This is a genomic window from Bacillota bacterium (genome assembly GCA_033549065.1).
Classification (GTDB): domain Bacteria; phylum Bacillota; class Dethiobacteria; order DTU022; family DTU022; genus JAWSUE01.
The window spans coordinates 15,623-37,359 of the sequence record JAWSUE010000005.1 but is presented as its reverse complement, the minus strand read 5'-3'; the positions used below and the strand labels follow the sequence as shown (position 1 = coordinate 37,359).

The 21,737-nt window shown below is 45.7% G+C and carries 21 protein-coding genes; 14 read left to right on the top strand and 7 right to left on the bottom strand.

Going from position 1 to position 21,737, the window contains the following annotated elements:
* Nucleotides 1–144: 144 nt before the first annotated feature.
* The 4 genes from SCJ97_04445 (at nt 145) to SCJ97_04430 (ending at nt 3,147) form a co-directional block, all read left to right on the top strand.
* Entirely contained in the window at nt 145–1,536 is a 1,392-nt protein-coding gene (locus tag SCJ97_04445; GenBank protein MDW7739291.1) for a DASS family sodium-coupled anion symporter, read from the top strand.
* A gap of 311 nt (nt 1,537–1,847) precedes the next feature.
* Nucleotides 1,848–2,078: a hypothetical protein gene (locus SCJ97_04440; protein ID MDW7739290.1), complete on the top strand. Its 231-nt coding sequence runs from the start codon at nt 1,848–1,850 to the stop codon at nt 2,076–2,078.
* Nucleotides 2,071–2,757, top strand: coding sequence for an NAD(P)H-dependent oxidoreductase (locus SCJ97_04435; protein ID MDW7739289.1), 687 nt, complete (start codon nt 2,071–2,073; stop codon nt 2,755–2,757). The genes SCJ97_04440 and SCJ97_04435 overlap by 8 nt, the downstream gene beginning before the upstream one ends.
* A 9-nt stretch (nt 2,758–2,766) precedes the next feature.
* Nucleotides 2,767–3,147 carry a GNAT family N-acetyltransferase gene (locus tag SCJ97_04430; GenBank protein ID MDW7739288.1) on the top strand — a complete coding sequence of 127 codons (381 nt, stop codon included), beginning with the start codon at nt 2,767–2,769 and terminating at the stop codon, nt 3,145–3,147.
* On the opposite strand, the gene SCJ97_04425 is transcribed toward SCJ97_04430, so the two are convergent.
* A complete protein-coding gene (locus SCJ97_04425; protein ID MDW7739287.1) occupies nt 3,144–4,391 on the bottom strand; it encodes a U32 family peptidase in 1,248 nt (415 codons plus the stop codon). The genes SCJ97_04430 and SCJ97_04425 overlap by 4 nt on opposite strands.
* 79 nt (nt 4,392–4,470) lie before the next feature.
* Here SCJ97_04425 and SCJ97_04420 point away from each other — a divergent pair, with 79 nt between their 5' ends.
* Genes SCJ97_04420 through SCJ97_04410 form a run of 3 tightly spaced genes read left to right on the top strand, consistent with a single transcriptional unit; the run spans nt 4,471 to nt 6,009 of the window.
* Nucleotides 4,471–4,701 (top strand): hypothetical protein, encoded by a 231-nt coding sequence (locus tag SCJ97_04420; protein MDW7739286.1) that lies wholly within the window; start codon nt 4,471–4,473, stop codon nt 4,699–4,701.
* A 46-nt stretch (nt 4,702–4,747) separates the two neighbouring features.
* Nucleotides 4,748–5,146 carry a carboxymuconolactone decarboxylase family protein gene (locus SCJ97_04415; protein ID MDW7739285.1) on the top strand — a complete coding sequence of 133 codons (399 nt, stop codon included), beginning with the start codon at nt 4,748–4,750 and terminating at the stop codon, nt 5,144–5,146.
* A gap of 20 nt (nt 5,147–5,166) precedes the next feature.
* Entirely contained in the window at nt 5,167–6,009 is an 843-nt protein-coding gene (locus SCJ97_04410) for an EamA family transporter (protein MDW7739284.1), read from the top strand.
* On the opposite strand, the gene SCJ97_04405 is transcribed toward SCJ97_04410, so the two are convergent.
* Genes SCJ97_04405 through SCJ97_04395 form a run of 3 tightly spaced genes read right to left on the bottom strand, consistent with a single transcriptional unit; the run spans nt 6,010 to nt 7,621 of the window.
* The gene (locus SCJ97_04405; protein ID MDW7739283.1) at nt 6,010–7,062 is read right to left on the bottom strand and encodes a CHAP domain-containing protein; all 1,053 of its coding nucleotides are present in this window, start codon (nt 7,060–7,062) and stop codon (nt 6,010–6,012) included.
* A complete protein-coding gene (locus SCJ97_04400; GenBank protein MDW7739282.1) occupies nt 7,062–7,184 on the bottom strand; it encodes a hypothetical protein in 123 nt (40 codons plus the stop codon). Before SCJ97_04400 ends, SCJ97_04405 begins: the two co-directional genes overlap by 1 nt.
* Before the next feature lie 41 nt (nt 7,185–7,225).
* Complete coding sequence (locus SCJ97_04395; protein MDW7739281.1) at nt 7,226–7,621, bottom strand: DUF5362 family protein; 396 nt, start codon at nt 7,619–7,621, stop codon at nt 7,226–7,228.
* A gap of 195 nt (nt 7,622–7,816) precedes the next feature.
* Here SCJ97_04395 and SCJ97_04390 point away from each other — a divergent pair, with 195 nt between their 5' ends.
* Together SCJ97_04390 and SCJ97_04385 are read left to right on the top strand one after the other, a co-directional pair.
* Entirely contained in the window at nt 7,817–8,437 is a 621-nt protein-coding gene (locus SCJ97_04390; protein MDW7739280.1) for a Pr6Pr family membrane protein, read from the top strand.
* A 138-nt stretch (nt 8,438–8,575) separates the two neighbouring features.
* Nucleotides 8,576–9,919, top strand: coding sequence for an FAD-dependent oxidoreductase (locus SCJ97_04385; protein ID MDW7739279.1), 1,344 nt, complete (start codon nt 8,576–8,578; stop codon nt 9,917–9,919).
* On the opposite strand, the gene dpaL is transcribed toward SCJ97_04385, so the two are convergent.
* From dpaL to SCJ97_04370, 3 genes are all read right to left on the bottom strand, one after another.
* A complete protein-coding gene (dpaL, locus tag SCJ97_04380) occupies nt 9,887–11,173 on the bottom strand; it encodes a diaminopropionate ammonia-lyase (protein ID MDW7739278.1) in 1,287 nt (428 codons plus the stop codon). The genes SCJ97_04385 and dpaL overlap by 33 nt on opposite strands.
* A 77-nt stretch (nt 11,174–11,250) precedes the next feature.
* On the bottom strand, nt 11,251–12,972 hold the full coding sequence (locus SCJ97_04375) for a selenate reductase (GenBank protein ID MDW7739277.1): 1,722 nt from the start codon (nt 12,970–12,972) through the stop codon (nt 11,251–11,253).
* A 47-nt stretch (nt 12,973–13,019) separates the two neighbouring features.
* Nucleotides 13,020–13,793, bottom strand: a complete 774-nt coding sequence (locus tag SCJ97_04370; GenBank protein MDW7739276.1) for a transposase — start codon at nt 13,791–13,793, stop codon at nt 13,020–13,022.
* Nucleotides 13,794–13,910: 117 nt separating this feature from the next.
* Here SCJ97_04370 and SCJ97_04365 point away from each other — a divergent pair, with 117 nt between their 5' ends.
* Genes SCJ97_04365 through SCJ97_04345 form a run of 5 tightly spaced genes read left to right on the top strand, consistent with a single transcriptional unit; the run spans nt 13,911 to nt 21,726 of the window.
* Nucleotides 13,911–16,718, top strand: a complete 2,808-nt coding sequence (locus SCJ97_04365) for a molybdopterin cofactor-binding domain-containing protein (GenBank protein MDW7739275.1) — start codon at nt 13,911–13,913, stop codon at nt 16,716–16,718.
* Nucleotides 16,718–18,046, top strand: a complete 1,329-nt coding sequence (ssnA, locus tag SCJ97_04360) for a putative aminohydrolase SsnA (protein ID MDW7739274.1) — start codon at nt 16,718–16,720, stop codon at nt 18,044–18,046. The genes SCJ97_04365 and ssnA overlap by 1 nt, the downstream gene beginning before the upstream one ends.
* A gap of 18 nt (nt 18,047–18,064) precedes the next feature.
* Complete coding sequence (gene xdhA / locus SCJ97_04355; GenBank protein ID MDW7739273.1) at nt 18,065–20,404, top strand: xanthine dehydrogenase molybdenum-binding subunit XdhA; 2,340 nt, start codon at nt 18,065–18,067, stop codon at nt 20,402–20,404.
* On the top strand, nt 20,388–21,272 hold the full coding sequence (gene xdhB / locus SCJ97_04350) for a xanthine dehydrogenase FAD-binding subunit XdhB (protein ID MDW7739272.1): 885 nt from the start codon (nt 20,388–20,390) through the stop codon (nt 21,270–21,272). Before xdhA ends, xdhB begins: the two co-directional genes overlap by 17 nt.
* Entirely contained in the window at nt 21,259–21,726 is a 468-nt protein-coding gene (locus SCJ97_04345; protein ID MDW7739271.1) for a (2Fe-2S)-binding protein, read from the top strand. The genes xdhB and SCJ97_04345 overlap by 14 nt, the downstream gene beginning before the upstream one ends.
* The last annotated feature ends 11 nt before the right edge of the window (nt 21,727–21,737 follow it).

The following is a 21,737-nucleotide window of genomic DNA, read 5'->3' as shown; positions in this document are numbered from 1 at the left end:
AATCAAATTGGACCAATAATAGTATCCGGTAAATAAAGTACCCGGGTTACACAGCCCGGGTAACTTTTAAATTATCAAGTTCATTTGACCATCATATAGATAAAACTGATCGATATCTACTATCCAAATGTTAGGAGCGTAAATATGAATACAAAAATGTTTACAGGTATTTTACTCGCATCAATAGTTCTGGTATTTACTGCACTCGCCCCTCCTATGTTTGGTCTGACAGAGATCGCCCAGAGAACCCTGGGAATATTGTTGATCGGATTAATATTTTGGATTCTCGAAGTTGTCCCACTCTCGGTAACAGCCCTACTGGTAATGATCCTGCAACCACTATTCGGAGTAAACACCCTGGGCGAGGCATTTGCAAACTTTGCCAACCCGGTTATCTTTTTTGTATTGGCCTCCTTTGCTATTTCCTTTGCCATAATTAAAACTCCTCTTGCTCAGCGATTAATCAGAAGTTTACTCAAGAAATCAGGAAACAGTGCAAGCAAAATACTCCTGGTTTTCATGATTGCCACGGCACTCCTATCATCTATCATGTCAAATGTTCCTGTTACGTCACTTTTTATGGGTCTGGCCCTGGGATTGCTGGCTAAAATGAGAGACAAACAGAGTAAAGCTGATTTTGGAAAAGTGATAATGATATCTATTCCTTTTGCCGGCATGATCGGTGGGATCATGACCCCCGTCGGAAGTTCAATAAATATCCTGACCCTCAGCTTGTTAGAAGAACATTCCGGTATAACAGTCAGTTTTCTGGAATGGATGGTTTTTGGCATCCCGGTAACAATAGTTCTTTTGCCGGTTTGCTGGTTGATTTTGAACAGGTTGTTTAAACCGGCAGATCTAGATAAAAGTATAATAACTGATTTTCTTATGAATGACGAGATTCCGCGCAAAATGGATATACAGGAGAAGAAATTATTAGTAATTATTTCAGCTGTAATAATCCTCTGGGTTGCCAGTTCGTGGGTGCCAATGCTTAATCTAACTTTAATTGCTGTCGCCGGCATGATTTTGCTTTTCATGCCAGGTATAAAAATTCTCGAGTGGGAAGAGTTTTCATGTGATGTCAGCTGGAACGCCATAATTATGATGGGTGGAGTAATTTCAATCGGTCAGGCAGCGATTAAAGCTGAATTAGGCGATTGGCTGGTAAACCTTTTTATACACAGGCTTGTTACCCTGGATCTTTTCATGCTGCTGGTAGTTATCGGCCTCTTCGTTGCCCTTCTAAAATTGCCCATACCGATTGCCCCGGCGATAATTACAATCCTTGTCGCACCATTATATAGCCTGGCACTTTTAATAAATATAAATCCCGTTATCTTATTTATTCCACTGGCATTTTTGGGAGGAGCATGCCTCCTGGTCCCCCTTGATGCAGTCCCACTGATTACTTACTCGCAGGGCTACTATTCAATAAGGGATATGTTTGTTAGCGGTTCTCTAACCACCATTGTTTGGGTGCTGGTTACTGCAGCCTGGATACCGGTTGTGGCAAGAATTTTTGGGCTGCTCTAATAACCCCGGCAGCGACTCTATAATTATATAGCACATAACATAGGAGCTTTAAAAGATTAGGAGTGTTGGTTTTGAAAAAATATTTATTGATCTTTGGCATGAGGAGGTAAAAATGTCTACAGTTGTTTTAAATGGCCTTACAGCCAAAGAAATTAGTTTGTATGAAGATAATTTGATTGATGGCATAAAAAATGGCTTACCGGAATCCGAAGATTTTCAGATGTTTCGATTGGAAGACCTGGATATCAAGCACTGTATAAGTTGCGGATCCTGCGCTTATAAAAGCCCCGGCCGTTGTGTATTCGAAGATGATGTGCACGATGGTTCACCCTTCACGATATGGACCCAAGATGTTGATCGGCATCGGTTTGGCCGGCAACTTACCGGAAGATGAGGTCGAAAGTTTTAAGAAGCTGGTGGCCCATAATGCCCATAACCTGCAGTCATCCCACCTTGCCCTGGTTACTGAACCGGATCTATCCGCAGCTGGCATAAAAGAATGGTTCCACAACAATCTTCAGAGAGGTGGCAGAAATGAATAATAGCAATGCGGGTTTGAAAAATATAATTCTGATCAATGGAAGCCCCCGCAAATCCGGTACATCATACTCTTTTGCCCGGACCATAAAACAGCTTGCTGAAAGATCCGGTCACCAGGCTGAAATACTCCATCTTTTACCGTTTTTTAATGGTAAAACAGACCTGCAGATCCTGGTTAAAAAAATAGCGGACTGCGATATTCTGGGATTGATTGCTCCTGTTTATTCCGATACTTTACCCTACTCAGATATATGGCTGTTGGAAAAACTGGCTGATGAATACAAAAACGTACTCGAGGGGAAAACATTCTTCGCAGTAGGACAGTGTGGTTTTCCCGATCAAACACGCCTCCAGCCCCTACTGGAAAACTGCCATTATTTCGCCCGGCAAACAGGCATGGCCTGGAGCGGAGGAATAGCTTTTGGCGGTGGGCCAATGATTAACGGTGCAAACTTAGAAGACCTGGGTACGAAAGGTCAACGATTCATCGAAGGATTCCAGCTGGCGGTAGAAGCAATACTGGCAGGGGAACCGATACCCGGAAAAAGTCAGGAACTTCTGACCTTTACCTTTCCACCACTGATGCGCCGTTTGATTACCTGGTATATGAATTACCGGATTAAAAAAGATGCCAGGAAAGCCGAATGCGAAGATTACAAAGCACGTCCCTATCTGAACTAGACAAATAAAATATGGGAGGCAATTTTCAATGATAATTATGAAGAAACAAAAGCAATCTTGAACAATATTTTTTATCTAGACAGCCGCCGTCAATATTGTACCGAATATGAGGGGAATAGGATCGGCCTCGGCTCGGCATACTTTGAAAGGCCAAAGGCTTCAATTTACGGTTTGGGGATCATGCCGGAGTTTCAGGGTAAAGGATTCGGGAAAGAACTTCTAACGCTAATTATCAAAGATTTGACAGTAAGAGGCTTTTCAACAATTGAAATCGAGGTGGAAAGCAAAAATGAGAATGCTTTAACTCTGTATAAGAAAAGCGGGTTTGAAATAACTTGTGCATATGAGTATTACAGATTGGATAAACTAGCCGAAAGATATATTAATTAATTATCGCTCTTTCTCCTGATAATTGAATCACTGCTTACATGAGTGCTCAGGTTGTTTGCAAGGTTTATATCTACCCGGTAGCTATTATGTGCCGCCTCCAGAACTCCCCCTGTTTCTGTATCACTTATACGACCAACTTTAATCAGAATAACTTCACTTTTTTCAGGATCCAGAATTTCCAGCATGTCTCCTGCCGAAAACCTGTTTCTCGCTTTAATACGCATTAGATTCTTTTCAGGGATATGCTGTTCGACCATACCGACAAAATCATAACCCCTGATATATGATGAATCCTTCGTATATTCAGTATCATCTTCCCGATCAGGCATAAAAAATCCGGTTGTGTACGGCCGGTGAGAAACCTTTTCAAGTTCATCCAGCCACTGCGGGTTAAAACTGAAGGCTTCTCCCAAACGGCTGTATTCATTCAAGGCTGCCCGGTAAATCCTGGTGGTGGCCGCAACATAGTATACAGTCTTCATCCGACCCTCAATTTTGATACTGTCTACACCGGAGGAAACAAGCTCAGGGATATGTTCGATCATGCAGAGATCTTTTGAATTTAAAATGAACGTACCTCCCGCTTCCTCAATGATTGTTAAATCTTCAGAACGGTTTACTTCCCGCATATTATATTCCCAGCGGCAGGGCTGTGTGCAAAGCCCCCTGTTCGCGGAGCGATCATTCAAAAACTTCGACAGCAGGCATCGACCCGAGAAAGCCATGCACATTGCCCCGTGGACAAAAACTTCCAGCTCAATACCGGGAACACTCTTCCTGATCCAGCTGATCTGATCCAGGCTGAGTTCCCGGGCTAAAATAATCCTGTCTACTCCCTGGTTTCTCCAAAACTTCACACTTTCGCTATTCATTGTATTGGCCTGGGTACTCAAATGAATCTTTACCCCGGATTTCATATCCCGGACCAACGAAAGCATGCCGGGATCGGAAACAATTACTGCATCTATTCCCAAATCCACTGCCTGCTTGAAATAGTCGATCATCTCTTCGAAATCTTCGTCGAAGGCAAAAATATTCATTGCCAGATAGACCCGGCTGCCATGTCGACGGGCATAAGAAATCCCTTCAGCAAGTTCATCCAGTGAAAACGAGGTTTCCGGTGCCCTCAGGGAAAAAGCACCGGCGCCACAGTAAACTGCATCAGCCCCGAAGCGAACTGCTGCTTTCAGTTTTTCAAGATTTCCGGCCGGTGAAAGAAGTTCCATGTTTCTATTATACTTCAAAGCTTATTTTCATAAAATAACCCGGCTTCATTTAACTTATCCGGAAATTCGTGTATAAATAAATAAGGGAGGGAAAAAAATGGCCTGGTTTTCTTATATTTTTATTGTTCTTGGTATTATTCTCTTGCTCACAATTCCATTTGCCCTCTATATCTACATGACAGCACCAATGTTAATCCTTCGTCCTCAGTGGCGAGGAGTTATGTCTGTGAATTTTGCGAAGGCATTAGGGATTGTCATCATACTAGCCGCCCTGATTGGTGGTATCTGGACAATCTGGATCGGGATAGGTTTACTTGTGTCAAAGTAATGTTTTAGGTAATAATAAACTATATATAAACTAAGGAGGATTTTAAATGGCTCTTTTCCGCACTGTTTCGGATGCAGATGCAACAGGCAAGGTAAGAGAAGTTTTCGATGATATCAAGAAAACAAGGGAAACGGACTACATATCAAACTTCTGGCAGGCTCTTGCCATCAACCCGGACCACCTGGAAGCGACATGGAACAAGCTAAAACTGGCAACCCAGCCGGGCAAGCTGGACAGGTTAACCAAGGAGATTATTGCCCTGGCCGTTTCGGCAACAAACGGCTGCACATACTGAATACACTCCCACTCCGCCGCCGTGAAGCGGCTTGGACTGGATAATGAAGCTGTATCGGAGATTATGTTTGTTGTTGACGTTTTTAACGGAACAAACCGCCTGGCTGATGCTTACCAGGTAGAACCGGATATCTCACCTGACCCTGATTGATCGAAAAGGAGTAAAATAATTTGCCCTCACATTTGATCGGCGCCTTAAGCGCTTTAATTGCCTCTGCCATGGCCGGTGGAGCTGACTTCAGCGGAGGTTTCGCTACCCGGAAATACAATCAGTTCCAGGTTCTCTGGCTATCCTCTCTTACCGGAACCATCATTCTTACGGCGCTGGCGTTACTTTTAAGAGACGGCTTGCCTTCAATGAGAAGCATTATCTTTGCTGCCCTGGCCGGGGCATTCGGAGCGCTGGGACTGGCCATGCTTTATTATGCACTGGCAATCGGCAGGGCGGCTATCGCCTCTTCAGCTTCCGGTGTAGTGGCGGCTGCAGCGCCGGTTATTTTCACTGCTTTCGTTGCCGGCCTGCCTGATCCATTAACCCTGCTCGGCTTTATTATCGCCGCCCTGGGGATCTGGCTGACAACAAAAATCCTTTTCGTGGAAGGAGAAGAGAGCTACAGGGGCCTGTTACCTGGAATCCTGTCCGGACTTGGCTTTGGAGGATTTTTTATTTTCATCGCCCAGATAGAACCGGGTTATCTCTACACCCCGCTCGCATTCGGGAAACTCTCAGCGGCCGCAGTAGCTTTAATATTTCTCGCAGTAAAAAGGATGCCCTTCCCCCCGGTTAAAGCCAATCCGTATGCTCTCTTAGCCGGCTTTCTGGATGTGCTGAGCAATATTTTCTACCTCACGGCTACTACTCTGACCCGTGTTGATATAGCCGCTGTGCTGGCCTGCACCTATCCGGCTGTAACTGTTCTGCTGGCAGTAATTATCCTGAAGGAGAGGGTCAGCCGCACCCAGAAGTTTGGGGTGTTTCTCTGTATAATCGCTATTGCCCTGATCATTACCTGATCAATCAGCCAGGGCTTCAATCAACCCTAAGGCATACCGCATGATCAATGCGACATCTCTGACATCTATCTTCCCGTCACCGTTTACGTCAGCAGCAATTTTTTGATCATTATCCAGCAAAGTTAAATTTAGATTATACTGCATGATCAAAGCCACATCCCGGACATCTATCGTGCCATCTCCACTCACATCTCCATAAATGTATACCGGAACAGGTGTTGGGTTAGGTGCAGGTGAAGGCGCAGGTTCATTAAAACCTGAAGCTTCCAGGTATTCTTCTGCCACCCAACCGTGCCTGATCTCACCTTCAAATTCCGTAGTTCCGTACCACCAGTAGTAATATGATGAAGTGCTGCCCGGGCGAGAAGCATAAATACCATTGCTAACATGATCTTTTATTATAATTAAGGAATCCTTCGGCAGTAGAAGTGATGGTTGATTTATCCCTTCCTGGCGGAAATTCAGGCTGTAAGCAGTTGTTCTTACCATCGTCCCCGGGGAAAAGAGGAGAGACTTTTCGGGTCCTTCAGGAACGACAATAAATGAAGTGGGCCACCTGCTATCACCGGGACTTACAGAAAATGTCCGGTACGCGCTGCCGCTGCTGCTCGAATCACTAATCAAAATTGAGCCATTTTCCTTCACTTCTTCCACCACGCCGACATGCCCCAGCGCACTGCCGTAAAACTGATAACTGTCCCAAAAAGCAATCGAACCGACCTGTGGACTATCAGTAACATAAGCCCCCCTGTCTGCCGCCCCGGCCCAGGTATTGGCATTGAATCGCATGCTGTCCAGAGCATACTTGCTGTAACCCAGCTGCATCATTCGCCCGTGAGCATACCAGGTGCAGTTTCCTCCTTTACCGGGGAAGGGATTAAAGATCGTATATTCAGGCAGTTCAGGCCAAAGATCGAACTCTTCCCTGGTGAGCACCGGAAGCTTTTCCAACGCCGCTGCAGATATACTGAGCACAACCAACATTGTTAACGCAAATAACAAAATGCCGGTTATTGAATAGAGCATTCTTGGAATCCTTTTACGCCTGATCATTATGATGGCTGCATCACTCCAAAGAATACCAGCCAGGCCAGAACACTTTTCGCAACCAGGCCTTTTTTCATTTCATCTTCATACTTCGAACCATCTGCATAAGTAAATGAATCTCTGGCCATCTTAGCCCTCCCCCAATAAAAATAACCTGCAAAATATTATTTTAGAAAAAGGTTTCCACCCTGTAAGGAATAAAAGCCAGAATACTTAAAAGTGCGGCCAGTAAACCCAGTATCAGGCTGACAATAATCAAGATCCCCTGAATTTTAAAATATGAACTCAGATTTCCGACAAACTGATTGAAATTAGCCGAGTATTCTTCCGACACAGTTTCGGCCAGCATGGCATCAGCATACTGCTTGGCACTGCGCAATTTAATCCCTAAAATAATAGCGATTATACCGGGGATAGCTCCGACAACAAAGGCAAATACCCCGGCAATTGCCGATAAAACACCGCCGATTATCGTTATGATGCCCACAAAGCCCATCCAGCCGCTTAATTGCTGTAATTTAACGCGATCCATATAAACCATCCTTTCCAGTCCAGAAGATCTCATTTATTGTGCAATTAATTATACGCAACAGCCTCATTTCCCTTTATTTAACTATTTTCATATAAACCCAACCTGAAAATGCTATTTTAAATAATCTGCGACAAATAACAATAATAGTAGAAAATTAATAACCACTCATCCAATATATATTGTAAAATGGAATGAACTTGGAAAACTGGACTCAAAGAGAGGAAGCAGATGTATATAAGCAGCCGTCCGGTGTCAGTAATCTATAAACTGCTATTTCTTGCCCTGGTTCTTTACGGGATCTACATGTCCTTTGTTGAACCTATTGTCGAAGAAGATCTCTTCCCCATTTCTTACTTTTCAATTCAAAGCAATATTCTGGTTGCCATGACAACCTTCTATTTTATAATGATTCCCCGTTTTACCAGATTCTCCGCAATTGTCAGAGGCAGTGTCATGCTCTGTATCCTGGTAACCGGTCTTGTATTCCATATTGTTCTTGTACCTCATTACACTGAATTTTTCAAAGAAGGCCTGGCCTTCAAGGATCACCTTACCCATACCATCGCGCCTCTAGGTTTTGTTCTCGACTGGCTTCTGTTTGACCAGAAAGGCCTGATGAAATTTTTTGATATCAAGTATTGGGTTATTTACCCCCTTCTCTACTGGATTATTACGGTTTCGCAGGGAGCTTTCAGCGGAGTATATACCTATTTTTTCATGGATATCGGTGAAATCGGTTTCAAAGACGCCCTGGCCTGGCTTTTAGCACTTTCAGTTATCTTCATCATTATCGGCTTCGTTCTCATCGGGATCGATAACCTGCTCAGAAAACAAGTTCCTACTCAATAATCGTAACTACATCGATGTTTTTCTCCAAACTTCAACTACAGCCACTATCTCTTTTATCCAACTCACCCTGAAGGAAAACCTCTTCCGGTGAAGAAATCCAACCTGTATAAAACGTCTGAATATGCGGGAGAGATGAAGATGAAAAAAGTTGTAATAATCGGCGGTAATGCTGCCGGTATGAGCGCAGCCAGCCAGATCAAAAGACAGCAGCCGGAATGGGAAGTAATCGTATTTGAGAAACGGGATTACATCTCCTATGCAGCCTGCGGGATACCTTACTATATACAGGGTTTGGTTGAAGACCTCGATCAATTAATCTCATTCACTCCGGAGGAGGCTGTCCAAAAACGAAAAGTTAATTTAAAAACCAGGCATAAGGTGCTCTCCATCGACCCGCAGCTTAAAACAGTCTCAGTTGACACCCCGACAGGAACTTCGGTTGAAAGTTTCGATTTCCTGCTCATCTCCACAGGCGCCAGACCGGTCAGGACAGGAATTGACTATACCCCTTCAGAGCGGATATATAACGCTGTCACTTTAGGTGATGCAGAATCGATCCGCCGATTTATCGATAAAGAAAACCCGAAAAAATGTGCAGTTATCGGGGGCGGATATATAGCCATCGAAATGATTGAAGCTTTGCGTGAAAGAGGCCTTGAAACACATCTGATTCACCGCCGGGAGGATTTATCACGAAACCTGGAAAAGGAACTATCCACCGCCGCCAAGAAGGAGATGGAAAAGCAGGGAGTGATCTTAAATCTCAGCCAGCATGTTACTGCAGTTAAGGAAAAAGGTGGATTGGTAGAAGTTGAAACCGAACACGACAAGTTCACCTATGACCTGGTTATCGTTGCCACAGGTGTTGAGCCTGAGAGCACTCTGGCCAAAAACTGCGGGATTGAAACCGGTATCAAGGGCGCAATCAGGGTTAACAAATTGATGCAGACCAATTACCCCTACATCTATGCTGCCGGCGATTGCACTGAAACAAAAAATATTATCACCGGCGAACCATATTACGTGGCTCTGGCTTTGAAGGCAAACAAAGAAGGGGTTATCGCCGGAGTCAACATCAGTGGTGTGGAAAGTGAAACCTTTCCCGGTGTTCTCGGGACAGCAATAACAAAACTATTTGATATCGGACTGGCCCGGACCGGACTCACCTTGGCCGAAGCAGATAAACACGGGTATGATGCCTTCAAATTCAAACTCTCCAATAACAGTAAGTCTAACTATTATCCGGGTGGAGGACTCTTAACCGCAGTTCTGGTAGCCGAGAAAAAAGAAGGGCGTGTCCTTGGCGCTCAGATGTTTGGCCCGGTTGACAGTGTAAAAAGAATCGATGTATATGCAACAGCAATTACGGCAAAAATGACACTTGACCAGATATTTCAGCTCGACCTGTCCTATGCCCCACCATTCTCCCCGGTTTACGATTTAGTGGTCTTATCCGGCAGGGTCGGCCGCAAGATGATTTAATGTGTATCGGGGACGGGGTTGTTGACACATTTTTGGCATAGCATAAGCACCATCCCATACAATTTTTCTATACATTTCCGGATCAGTATCTCCTTCTGTGCTGAATAATAAAATCTTCGAATCACGATCCAGCTTCAACTGTTCCCTGGCTTCCTTCATATCATTATTTCTGAACAGCTCGGTCAGAATACCGGCAGTCACTGCACCTGATTCGCCTGAGATGATCTGGGCATCTCCTACCAGTGGGTTACCCAGGATCCTCATTCCCAGGGCAGCACAATAATCAGGACAGGATATGAACATATCCACCAGGTTCCATAATATTTTCCAGGCGAATGGATTTGGCTCACCACAGGCCAAACCAGCCATGATTGTTGTCAAATCACCCGTAACATTTCTCGGTATGCCATCACCTGCCAGGGCTGATTGATAGAAACAATCCGCATTATCAGGTTCCACTACAACAAAAATAGGCTGTTTATTACCGAATACCGAAGCAAAATAACCGATAACTGCTGCAGCCAAAGACCCAACACCTGCCTGGATAAAAATATGAGTAGGTCGTTCAACTCCAAGTTGATTCAGCTGCTCCAAAGCCTCTTTGGCCATTACGGTATATCCCTGCATAACCCAGTTAGGAATATCTTCATATCCTTCCCATGCAGTGTCCTGAATAACTATCCACCCATGCTTTCTTGCATTTTCCGCAGTAATCCTTACTGTCTCATCGTAATTAACATCTGTAATATTACCCTCGGCGCCGGTATCGGTTATATGCTTCAGCCGTATTAGTGATGAACCTTCTGGCATATTGATTACCGCCCGATGTCCCAGTTGGCGGGCAGACCAGGCTACACCTCGACCATGGTTTCCGTCAGTAGCCGACGTGAAAGTGATCTCTCCCAGTTTATCCCTTACATCACCCGATTTAAGTTTTTCAAAAGTAAGATCTTCCGGATCTATTTCCATTTTATCTGCCAGATAACGACCGATAGCATAGCCTCCTCCGAGAACTTTGAAGGAATTCAAGCCAAAACGGTATGATTCATCTTTAACATATATACCCGATACCCCTGTATATGCAGCAAGGTTCCCAAGGCTTCGAAGGGGTGTAACTTCATATTGAGGAAAGCTTTTAATGAATTTTCTTGTATTCTTTACAGCAATCTCTCCCATTAAATCCAGCGGCTTCCCCCAAAAACTCTCCTTCTTCCCTATATCACCGGTAAAAATCCACCTGATCTCATCGCCCATAATAACCCTCCTCAACATCTAAAATTTAAATCTGAAACGTCATCCTGAAGATACAGTCAAAAACACATAAAACAATTTTATAGCAGGTAAAGGTATTCGCTTAGTACTACCCTGATCATCTCCAGTAATGCTGTGCCGCCTGACATTGCAGCTATGTCTTCCGCTTTGCTTAATTTGATCTCATATATTTTATCATTTATTCTAAATTTTACCTTTTCCCAAATACTTTCTCCCACTGGAAGAAACCCACAGTTATTGCTGCTGTTGAAATCTTCCTCGTTCCAAAATAGAGTTAGCTTTTCCAGATACGGTTTTCCTTTTTCCGGACAGAAGGTTGCACAGTTGCCGCATTCGTTACACATTCCATCTATATGCAGAATCTGTTCATCATATTTTAACGTTGGATCGTTTACCCGAACCGAATAGTTCGCTCTGTTTGGACATACTGCCACACATAATCCACAGGAATCTCTACAATCAAAAATGGGTAACTTAATATAAACTTTATCAGGGTGGTTTCTCTTTTTATGATAAGCCCGGTTTGAAATAGAATCTTCTGCTGCTTGCTTTAGCCTGTCCAGATCAATACTGGGTAGCTCTTCAGGTTTCTGCTCGTCAACAATTTCAGCCAGGCTTTTAAAACGGGCATAACCATTTGGTTTCAATAAAGTTGTAACCATCGTAACCGGTCGAATTCCCGTTGATAGGATTTCCGATATATTATGGCGATCGGCCCCACCGGAAAAAGAGATATTTAGATTTCCCTTAAATTCTTCGGCCAATTTCGAAGCAAGATTAATCGTCAATGCATAAAGAGGCTTACCTGACATATACATTTGCTCACCGGGCAGTTCCTCGCCGGTAATCTGGACGGGCAGGGTATTGGAAAGCTTCACTCCAAATTTCCTTCCATGTTTACCGGCAAAGTTGATCAACTTCTGCAGCATCGGAACAGCATCTTCATACAGCAGATCATGGCTGAAAGTATCTTCATTTAAAACAATATAGCTATAACCCATCTTATCCAGAGTATCTCTAACATACTGATAACCCAACAGTGTGGGGTTTAATTTCACCGAGGTATGTAAACCCTTTTCAAGTATGAGATAACGGCAGATCGCTTCAATTTCTAGTGGGGGACATCCATGCATGGTTGAGAGGGCTATAGTACTGCAGATCAACGGCGATATTTTTTCAATATATCTTTCATCAACAAACCTAAATTGCTTGATCATTTTTATCAAGGCATTTTTACAAGTACTGAATATCGGTACTGATGATGCATCTTTCAAACCTTCAATAAAACGATCAACTTTTTCCGATTTAATCCCGGCCAGATCATATCCAACACTCAAGTTGAACATGAACGTGCGATTGCTGATTTGAAACAGCTCCTGGGAAAGAATGTGCAGCAAAAACCAACCTTTAACATATTCTTCATAGGCTTCTTCAATAGAGAGTTCGGTGGACCATTCGGTATTATAACATTCATCTTCGGCATTAATACAAGGTTTGGGAAACTCGAGCCTGTCAAGAACCTGGACCGTTTTCAACTCAAAAACCCTGCCTCCGGTAAGAAAACCAGCCGCGAGGTTTTGCGCTAACTGGGTATGCGGCCCAGCAGCAGGACCTAAAGGACTGCTTATTGCTTCACCACAATAGCTGTAGTCATTCTTACGATTGGCTGGGTAGAAAAATTGTTTCTCAGGAATACCAAAAACTGATTTTTCATTTTCATATTCCTCACAAACCCATTTCACCAACTTCTCGATCGAAATTCCCCTCATCCGATCACCCACAGCCAAACCACCCCTTTTGTGTCAGAGGGACGGGGTACTTGACACACTCAAGCCCTCTGAATAATCCCCCTGTTGATCCCGGTAAACTTTTCTAACTGCCTGATTGTCAGGTTATGCTCTTTCTTTAAATGTCTTAGTATCAAATCCCGTTTTTTCTTCTCCAAATTTCTCAGATACCCTGAACAGTTAACACCACATACGGTTTCAATAATTTCTGCTGCTTCAAGATCGCCTTTTCGAATATCATCTTTAAAATCAAGGCATTTATCATTTCCTTGCTGATTGTGAAATTCTATAAAATATTTCAATGCCCTTTCATTATTATTTCCAAATATTTTCAGAGGGAAATCCCTATCAATCAGATTTAATTCATTTGTTTCAGGATGTCGATAACTGTTATAGCTACTCCATATATATTCTTCATGTTCCATTACAATTCCGGCTTTGTAAGGATTTTGATGAATGTACCGAAGCACGGTCAAAAAGTATGAATCATCTTCAACCGCTTCACTTCTAAATCTGTTCTGAAAAAGATTTCCAGTTCGATCATATTTCTTGTTATACCAATACACAAAACTTCCACAGACCCGCCTCATAACCTGCTCAAGTGGTTCTTCAACTATATGAATCAGCAGGTGAAGATGGTTACCCATAAGGCAGTATGCATATAGCTTATAACCGCATTCTTCTTTGTAACGCTTTAACGTCTCGAGAAATCGTAGATTATCCTTCTCGTCTATGAAAATTACCTGTCTGTTAAGTCCTCGAATAATAATATGATATATCCCACTTTTACTTTTTCTCCTGGCCTGTCTCGGCATCTTAACACCTCCCTGCTGAATATATCGGTAGATAGAAAACGTGTCAAGTACCCCGTCCCTCTGACACAGGAGGAGTTTTTCTTTTCTGTGCGAAATTACTTTATAAAGGTGAGGCGAATGACAGGCCCGATCTCTTTTAAAGTTAATGGTCTTTCCCGTCAGGTTGAAGGTCCCGGGAATATTTCTTTGCTTGATTACCTCAGGAGCGAACTTGGTTTGATGGGAACCAAGAAAGGTTGTAACCAAGGGCACTGCGGAAGTTGCACGGTACTTATCGACGGCAAAGCAAAGAGAGCCTGTACAGTTAAGATTAACAGGTTGACTGGAAGCCAAATCGAAACTATTGAAAACCTGGCATCGAATGGTCAACTCCACCCTCTACAGGAGGCTTTTATACGAGAAGGTGCCGTCCAGTGCGGTTTTTGCACACCGGGCATGATCATGGCCACAAAGGCTCTTCTGGACGTAAATACCGACCCTTCACCCGAAGAAATCAAGGAAGCCCTCCGCTTTAATCTATGTCGTTGCACCGGGTATGCAGCAATTGTAAGGGCAGTTCAACTTGCGGCCCAAAACATACGGGGCGAGATAATCCTTTCACGTCAATCTGATCTTCCCCGGGATAGCCGAATTGAAAATTCCCTTATCGGAGCTTCTCCCCTAAAAAAAGACGCCCTGCCGAAAGTGCAGGGAACGCCTATATATGCCGATGACCTGAATTTTGAAGGTCAGCTTTTCGGGAAATTACTATTAAGCCGCTATCCGTCGGCAAGAATCAAAAAGATAGAAATCCAGAAAGCATTGGCCCAACCTGGCGTTAAGAAGATACTGCTGGCTGATGATATTCCAGGCCGAAATGGTTTCGGCCTCCTCAATCCCCACCAGCCCGTCCTCGCCGGTGATCAGGTTCGTTACACCGGTGAACCGGTAGCACTGGTTTTGGCTGAGAGCGAAACAGAAGCCGAAGCCGCCCTACCCTTTATAAATGTAGATTACGAGATGCTGCCCGGCATATTCAGTGCTAAAGAAGGCCTGGTCGAAAAAGCATTTTCCCTTCACCCGGAAGGTAACATGGCACATCACATACCTGTCCGCAAGGGCGATACAGAGAAAGCTTTCAAGGAAGCGGCTGTTATTATTGAAGGTGTATACAGAACTCCGGCTGTGGAGCATGCCTACCTTGAACCGGAGGCGGCCGTGTCGAGAATGGATAGCAACGGGGTAGTCAGCGTTTGGACTGCCAGCCAGGGCTCACATGCTTTCAGGGATATGATCGCTGCCACTTTAAATTTGCCCACCAATAAAGTTCGAGTTATATACACACCGGCAGGCGGTGCTTTCGGGGGAAAGGAAGAACCGACCGTCCAGATCCACTGTGCCTTAGGCACCCTTGTTACCGGCAGGCCGGTCAAGATGACCCTGACCCGTCGCGAATCGCTGATCATCTCCACAAAGCGGCACAGCGCTGAAATGCACTACCGTCACGGAGCAACCGCTGATGGCAGGATAATTGCCATGGAAGCAAAAATATTCCTCGATGCCGGGGCTTATGAATCGCTCAGCAAGCCGGTTGTGTTTCGGGCAGGTATCATTGCCGCCGGGCCGTACTCCATACCCAATGTAAAAACTGATGCATACGGTGTATACACCAATAACCCTCCTTCAGGCGCATTCAGGGGCTTTGGTACCACCCAGGTTGCCTTCGGTTCGGAAATGCAGATGGACAAACTGGCTGAAGCGCTGCAGATGGATCCATTTGATCTGCGAGAAATAAACAGCCTGGCCTCCGGTAAAACGACAATCACCGGACAGGTTATAAATAATGACTGCGGCTATCTTAAAGCACTGGAAGCGGTTAAAAATTCACTGCAAAGTTATAAAAAAATGCTGCATGCGCCGACTCCGGGGAAAAGAATTGGGATCGGAATTGCCGGAGCCTATAAAAATGTTGGACTTGGAGCAGGTAAAAACGACCAGGCCGGGGCCAAGATTGAAATTGATCTGGAAGGAAATCTAATTCTCAAGGTGGGCGCCACCGATATGGGCCAGGGTTCAGACACCGCCCTTACGCAGCTGGCCGCACAGGAAACAGGTCTTCCTTACGAGGATTTCCAGGTTCTTTCAAATGACACCGCCCAAACCCCTGACGGAGGGATTACCACCGCATCGCGTCAAACCTATATTTCTGGACATGCCGTACTGGGAGCCGCCAATATTTTTAATTCCACCCTCAGAAAATGCATTGCCGAGTGTTTCGGATTTGCCAATATTGATTACAAATTTGCCCCGGGCGGATTGATTATCCTGGACCAGCCCGATCGCTTCATCTCCTATCACGAACTGGCCCGGACTGCAAACCGTGCAGGATTCTCCCTGGCCGGAGAATATACCTATACCGCTCCAACTACATACCCCCTGCGTGAGCGGGCTGATCACGAAGCACACCTGCCGTTGGAAAAATATAATGTTCACTTCACCTATTGTTACGCCGCTCAGGCCGCTGTCGTTGAGGTTGATGAATCCAGCGGAGAAGTAAAGGTCTTAAAAATTATCGCCGCCCAGGACCTGGGCAGGGCAATCCACTATCAAAACAGCTGCTGCCAAATCGAAGGTGCAGTAGTAATGGGTGTGGGCTACGGTATGAGCGAAAAATTTATCATGGAACAGGGCTATATGATAACCGACAACCTGGCCAAAATCGGCCTTACTAGGATCAGGGATATTCCCGATATGGAAATCATCCTGGTTGAGGAAGAATCGGATGGACCATACGGGGCAAAAGGTATGGGTGAGCTTCCACTCAACCCCACTGCACCGGCCATTATCAACGCCATTAACAATGCCACCGGAGTACGGATTACCGATCTACCTGCCACAAAAAGAAAAATTGCTGCTGAATTAAAAAAAATAAAGGGAGAGCAATAATGCTGTTACTGGGAAATGGGACGTTATTGACTTTGGGTACTGACTGCCGGGTGATTCGGGGCGGAGCTGTCCTGGTCGATGGATCAACGATTGCCCGGATCGGAGACACTGAAGAACTTAAAAATACTTTTCCCCGGGCTTCCTTCATCGACTGCCGGAATAAATTGGTCATGCCGGGCTTCACCTCCGTTCATACCCATTCCTACAGTGCATTTGCCAGAGGTATCTCCCTGAAAGAAGAACCACCGGTCAGCTTTCCCCAGGTCCTTAAGAAACTATGGTGGCGGCTCGATCAAGCCCTGACCCCCGAGGATATCTATTACAGCGCACTGGTTACATTTATCGGATCTATAAAAAACGGCACCACCACCTTGCTTGATCACCATGCCAGTCCCAACGCTATCAGCGGCAGCCTGGAACAGATCGCCCATGCTGCCGGGGAAACCGGGATCAGGGTTAATCTCTGTTACGAAGTGAGCGACAGGGATGGTCCGGAAAGAATGAACAATGGCCTGTCAGAAAATATCGCTTTTATTAATAAATGCACCCATGAAAATTCACCGATGATAACCGCAACTATTGGCATGCATGCATCGTTTACAATAAGCCCTGAAACAATGGAAAAATGCGCCCTCGCCGCCCGGGAACTTGGCACCGGCATACATATCCATGTGGCCGAAAGTAAAGAGGACGCGGCAGATTGTCGTAAAAAGTATGGCATGGGTGTAGTTGAGAGGCTCGACAAGTATGACCTTCTCGGACCGAAAACTCTTGCGGCACACTGTGTCCATATCAGCGAGAAAGAGATGGACCTGCTTGCCCGAACCGGGACGAACGTCGCCCACAACCCACAGTCCAATATGAATAATGCAGTCGGCTGCGCACCGGTCGTAAAGATGCTCGATAAGGGTGTGCTCATCGGCATGGGCACCGATGGGATGACCAACGACATGTTTGAAGGGATGAAAATTGCCCATATTCTGCATAAACATTGCCAGGGGGATCCCCGTATCGGTTGGATAGAAGTTCCCCGAATGCAGTTTGTCAACAACAGTCGCATATTGTCAAACTTCTTTGCCCCCAAATTGGGTGAACTTACACCCGGAGCCGCTGCCGACATAATCGCAATCAATTACGATCCACCCACTCCCCTGACTGCCGACAACTATTACGGGCACCTGGTGTTTGGTGTTTCAGGGAGCATGGTGGATACAACCATAGCAGCCGGCAAAATACTGATGCACAACCGGATAATGACCGGTATTGATGAACTTAAAGTTAACAGAACCGCCCGGAAACTGGCCGAAAAATTATGGCAGCGATTTTAAGGAAGGAGTTGGGGTTACATGGCAGGTTCCAGTATCGGGAAAAGCCCGCAACGTTCAGATGCCCTGGCCAAAGTAACAGGAAAGGCGAAATATACCGGTGATTTCTTTGTTGCCGACATGCTGGTCGGCAAGGTGCTTCGCAGCCCTTACGCTCATGCCCGGATAAAAAGTATCGATACCACAAAAGCCGAAGCACTTCCCGGAGTCGAGGCAATTTTAACCTATCAGAATGTGCCCCGGAATATCTATCCTACCGCCGGTCACCCTTATTCACTCGATACCAGGCACGGCGATGTTGCCGATAAGACAATCCTGACCAGCAAAGCAAGGTATGTCGGCGATGAAGTAGCGGCAGTAGTGGCTATTGATGATCTTACAGCGGCCAGGGCGCTTAAACTGATCGAAATTGATTATGAAATACTTCAGCCGGTTTTTACGATAGATGCGGCACTGAACAAGGATGCTCCCCTGGTTCACGAAGAACGTGGCACCAATGTTTTAAGTTCTGCAGGTTACGTTATAGGCGATCTCGGGGAAGCCATGGAAAAAGCCGACTTCATTTTTACCGACGAAACGGAGACCGGAATTGTCCAGCACTGCGCCCTTGAAAACCATGTTTCCTATGCTTACATGGAAAGCGACGAACGATTGGTTATTGTATCTTCCACCCAGATACCGCATATCTGTAGGCGTATTGTCGGGCAAGCCCTGGGCATACCCTGGGGCAAAATCCGGATCATCAAGCCATACGTGGGCGGCGGATTCGGCGGAAAACAGGATGCCTGCATTGAACCACTTAATGCAGCCATGACCATGGCCGTAGGAGGCCGGCCGGTCAGGCTTGAATTGACCAGGGAAGAATACATGGCCTGCACCCGGACGCGCCACTCGACCAAAATAAAACTGCAAACCGGAGTAACCAAGGAAGGCAAGCTGCTGGGTATCAAGACTGAAGCCTTTTCCAATACCGGAGCGTATGCTTCTCACGGTCACTCGGTTATCGCTGCCGGTGGTTCAAAGTTCAAATATCTTTACTCCTTTGAAGCAATCGAATTCGCTCCGAAAACTGTCTACACGAACCTACCTGTGGCCGGGGCAATGCGCGCTTACGGTTCGCCACAGATAGCTTTTGCCCTCGAGTCGCACCTTGATAATATTGCCCGCAAACTGAACATTGACCCGGTCGAACTGCGCCTGAAAAACTTCAATAAAGTCGGCTATACTGACCCTAATACAGGTAATCGCATATTAAGCTGCGGGATCAGGGAATGCGTGGAAAAAGGTAAAGCGATGATCGCCTGGGATGAGAAAAAAGCCCTGCACAGAGATATCAATGCAAAAGGCGATCAAAAACGACGCGGGCTCGGAATAGCCTGTTTAAGTTATGGAACAGGAACTTATCCGACCTGTATGGAACTTGCCGGAGCCCGGGCTATTTTAAACCAGGATGGTTCCGTACAACTGCAAATCGGCGCCACCGAAATAGGCCAGGGCAGCGATACGGTCCTGGCCCAGATTGCAGCCGAAACGATCGGAATTCCTACCGATATGGTCCATGTTGTAACCACCCAAGATACAGATATCAGCCCCTTTGATACGGGAAGTTATGCTTCAAGACAAACCTATATATCCGGCATGGCCGTTAAAAAAGCAGCCCTCGAGATAAAAGAAAAGGTGATATCCGCTGCCCGGGAAATTGCCGGCCTGTCCGAGGATAATCTCGACATCAGGGATTCCTCTATAGTCCTTAAAGACTCGAAAAACTCAGCACAGGTGATCATGCCGATTTCCGAAGTAGCCCTCTACAGCTACTACAACAGGGAAAACGCCCAACCGATAACCAGTGATGTATCAAATAATGCACAGAGTAATGCCATTTCATTTGGTGTAACCTTTGCAGCAGTTGAAGTAGATATCGAAACCGGCCAGGTTGATGTTACAGATATTGTCAATGTTCATGATTCCGGAACAATCATCAACCGGCAGCTTGCAGAAGGGCAGGTTCACGGTGGAGTAAGCATGGCCCTCGGTTATGCTCTCTCCGAAGAGCTGCTATTTGAAGGAAAAACAGGAAAACCGCTCAACAACAACCTGCTGGATTATAAACTGCCTACCATCCTGGATACCCCGGAAATACAGGTAGATTTTGTAGAAACTTATGAACCGACAGGACCTTACGGCAACAAGTCCCTGGGAGAACCACCGACTATATCACCGGCGCCGGCCATCCGCAACGCCATACTTGATGCAACGGGAGTGGCTATCAACAGGATACCGATCCGGCCCCAGATTGCATTTGAACATTTCAAGGCCGCCGGCCTTATTCAAGGAGGTGTTCCTGATGTACCGGATCGATGAATATATCGAAGCAGAGTCGATTATCGAAGTGCTAAAGCTGCTTTCAGAAAAACCGGAGCGGAAAATTATTGCCGGTGGAACCGACCTGCTGATTGATATGCGGAATAACCCCTTAGAGAGTGTCCGGCTGATCAGTATTCGCAATATCAACCCCCTCTATACGATCAACCGGCTCGATAACGGCAGCATAAGCATCGGTCCCATGGTAACTTTCAGCAGACTGGCCAACCATCCACTGATCAGAGAAAATTTGCCACTGTTAGTTGAGGCGGCTATGTCTATCGGCGGGCCTCAGCTTCGTGAAATGGCAACAATCGGCGGCAATCTATGCAACGGCGTCCCTTCTGCAGACAGCGCTCCGGCCCTCCTGGTCTATGAGGCAAAACTTCTCCTGCAATCACAGGATGCTGAACGGACGGTACCTGTCAAGGATTTTTATCATGGGCCTGGTCAGACCGATCTGCGCCCCGGTGAACTGTTGACAGCGATTCACATCGACGAAGATGCTTATACCGGATTCAGCGGTACATATATCAAGTTTGCTCCACGAAAAGCGATGGACCTGGCCATTATCGGTGTTGCTGTCGCCTGCCGCCTGGATAAACAACAAAACTTTGAAAAGGTCCGAATCGGATTGGGTGTAGCTGGGCCAACACCTCTACGCTGCCCCCGGGCCGAATCACTCGCTTGCGGAAATCAGGTCTCGGCAGAAATGATTAAGCAAATCGGCAGTATGACCTTGGAAGAAACCAGTCCCAGATCCTCATGGCGGGCATCCGCCGAGTACCGCCGCCATCTGATCCGGGAGCTGACAATCAGAGCTCTTAAAACTGCTGTATCCCGGGCAGGAGGTAATAATAATGCTTAAAAAAATCAGATTATCCGTAAACGGTAAAACAGCCGATTTTGAAATTGATACAGGTGAAACGCTTTTAGAAGTGCTCAGGAAAAGGTTGCACCTTACCGGCGCCAAGGAGGGCTGCGGAGCAGGAGAATGCGGTGCTTGCACTGTACTTGTCGATGGCACCCCGATTAATTCATGTCTCTACCTTGGAGTGTGGGCTGATGGCAGGGATATTGTAACTATCGAAGGAATTGCCCGGGACGGAGAACTATCCAAAGTACAAAAAACCTTTATCAGCGAAGGGGCAGTGCAGTGTGGATTTTGTACTCCCGGAGTTGTAATTACTGCTACAGCTATGACTGGTAAGAACAAACAATATTCAGCAGAAGAAATCAAAACAGAACTTGCAGGGCATTTTTGTCGCTGCACTGGTTATCAGAATATTATCCGGGCTGTACAAAAAGCCCTGGATGATTAATCGTCGCCGAA

Bases quoted from the DNA above. Each gene is read 5' to 3' on its own strand.
- SCJ97_04445 (MDW7739291.1), top strand. From the start codon at position 145: ATGAATACAAAAATGTTTACAGGTATTTTACTCGCATCAATAGTTCTG.
- SCJ97_04440 (MDW7739290.1), top strand. From the start codon at position 1,848: ATGTGCACGATGGTTCACCCTTCACGATATGGACCCAAGATGTTGATC.
- SCJ97_04435 (MDW7739289.1), top strand. From the start codon at position 2,071: ATGAATAATAGCAATGCGGGTTTGAAAAATATAATTCTGATCAATGGA.
- SCJ97_04420 (MDW7739286.1), top strand. From the start codon at position 4,471: ATGGCCTGGTTTTCTTATATTTTTATTGTTCTTGGTATTATTCTCTTG.
- SCJ97_04405 (MDW7739283.1), bottom strand. From the start codon at position 7,062: ATGATCAGGCGTAAAAGGATTCCAAGAATGCTCTATTCAATAACCGGC.
- SCJ97_04400 (MDW7739282.1), bottom strand. From the start codon at position 7,184: ATGGCCAGAGATTCATTTACTTATGCAGATGGTTCGAAGTATGAAGAT.
- SCJ97_04395 (MDW7739281.1), bottom strand. From the start codon at position 7,621: ATGAGATCTTCTGGACTGGAAAGGATGGTTTATATGGATCGCGTTAAA.
- SCJ97_04390 (MDW7739280.1), top strand. From the start codon at position 7,817: ATGTATATAAGCAGCCGTCCGGTGTCAGTAATCTATAAACTGCTATTT.
- SCJ97_04385 (MDW7739279.1), top strand. From the start codon at position 8,576: ATGAAAAAAGTTGTAATAATCGGCGGTAATGCTGCCGGTATGAGCGCA.
- dpaL (MDW7739278.1), bottom strand. From the start codon at position 11,173: ATGGGCGATGAGATCAGGTGGATTTTTACCGGTGATATAGGGAAGAAG.
- SCJ97_04370 (MDW7739276.1), bottom strand. From the start codon at position 13,793: ATGCCGAGACAGGCCAGGAGAAAAAGTAAAAGTGGGATATATCATATT.
- SCJ97_04365 (MDW7739275.1), top strand. From the start codon at position 13,911: ATGACAGGCCCGATCTCTTTTAAAGTTAATGGTCTTTCCCGTCAGGTT.
- ssnA (MDW7739274.1), top strand. From the start codon at position 16,718: ATGCTGTTACTGGGAAATGGGACGTTATTGACTTTGGGTACTGACTGC.
- xdhA (MDW7739273.1), top strand. From the start codon at position 18,065: ATGGCAGGTTCCAGTATCGGGAAAAGCCCGCAACGTTCAGATGCCCTG.
- xdhB (MDW7739272.1), top strand. From the start codon at position 20,388: ATGTACCGGATCGATGAATATATCGAAGCAGAGTCGATTATCGAAGTG.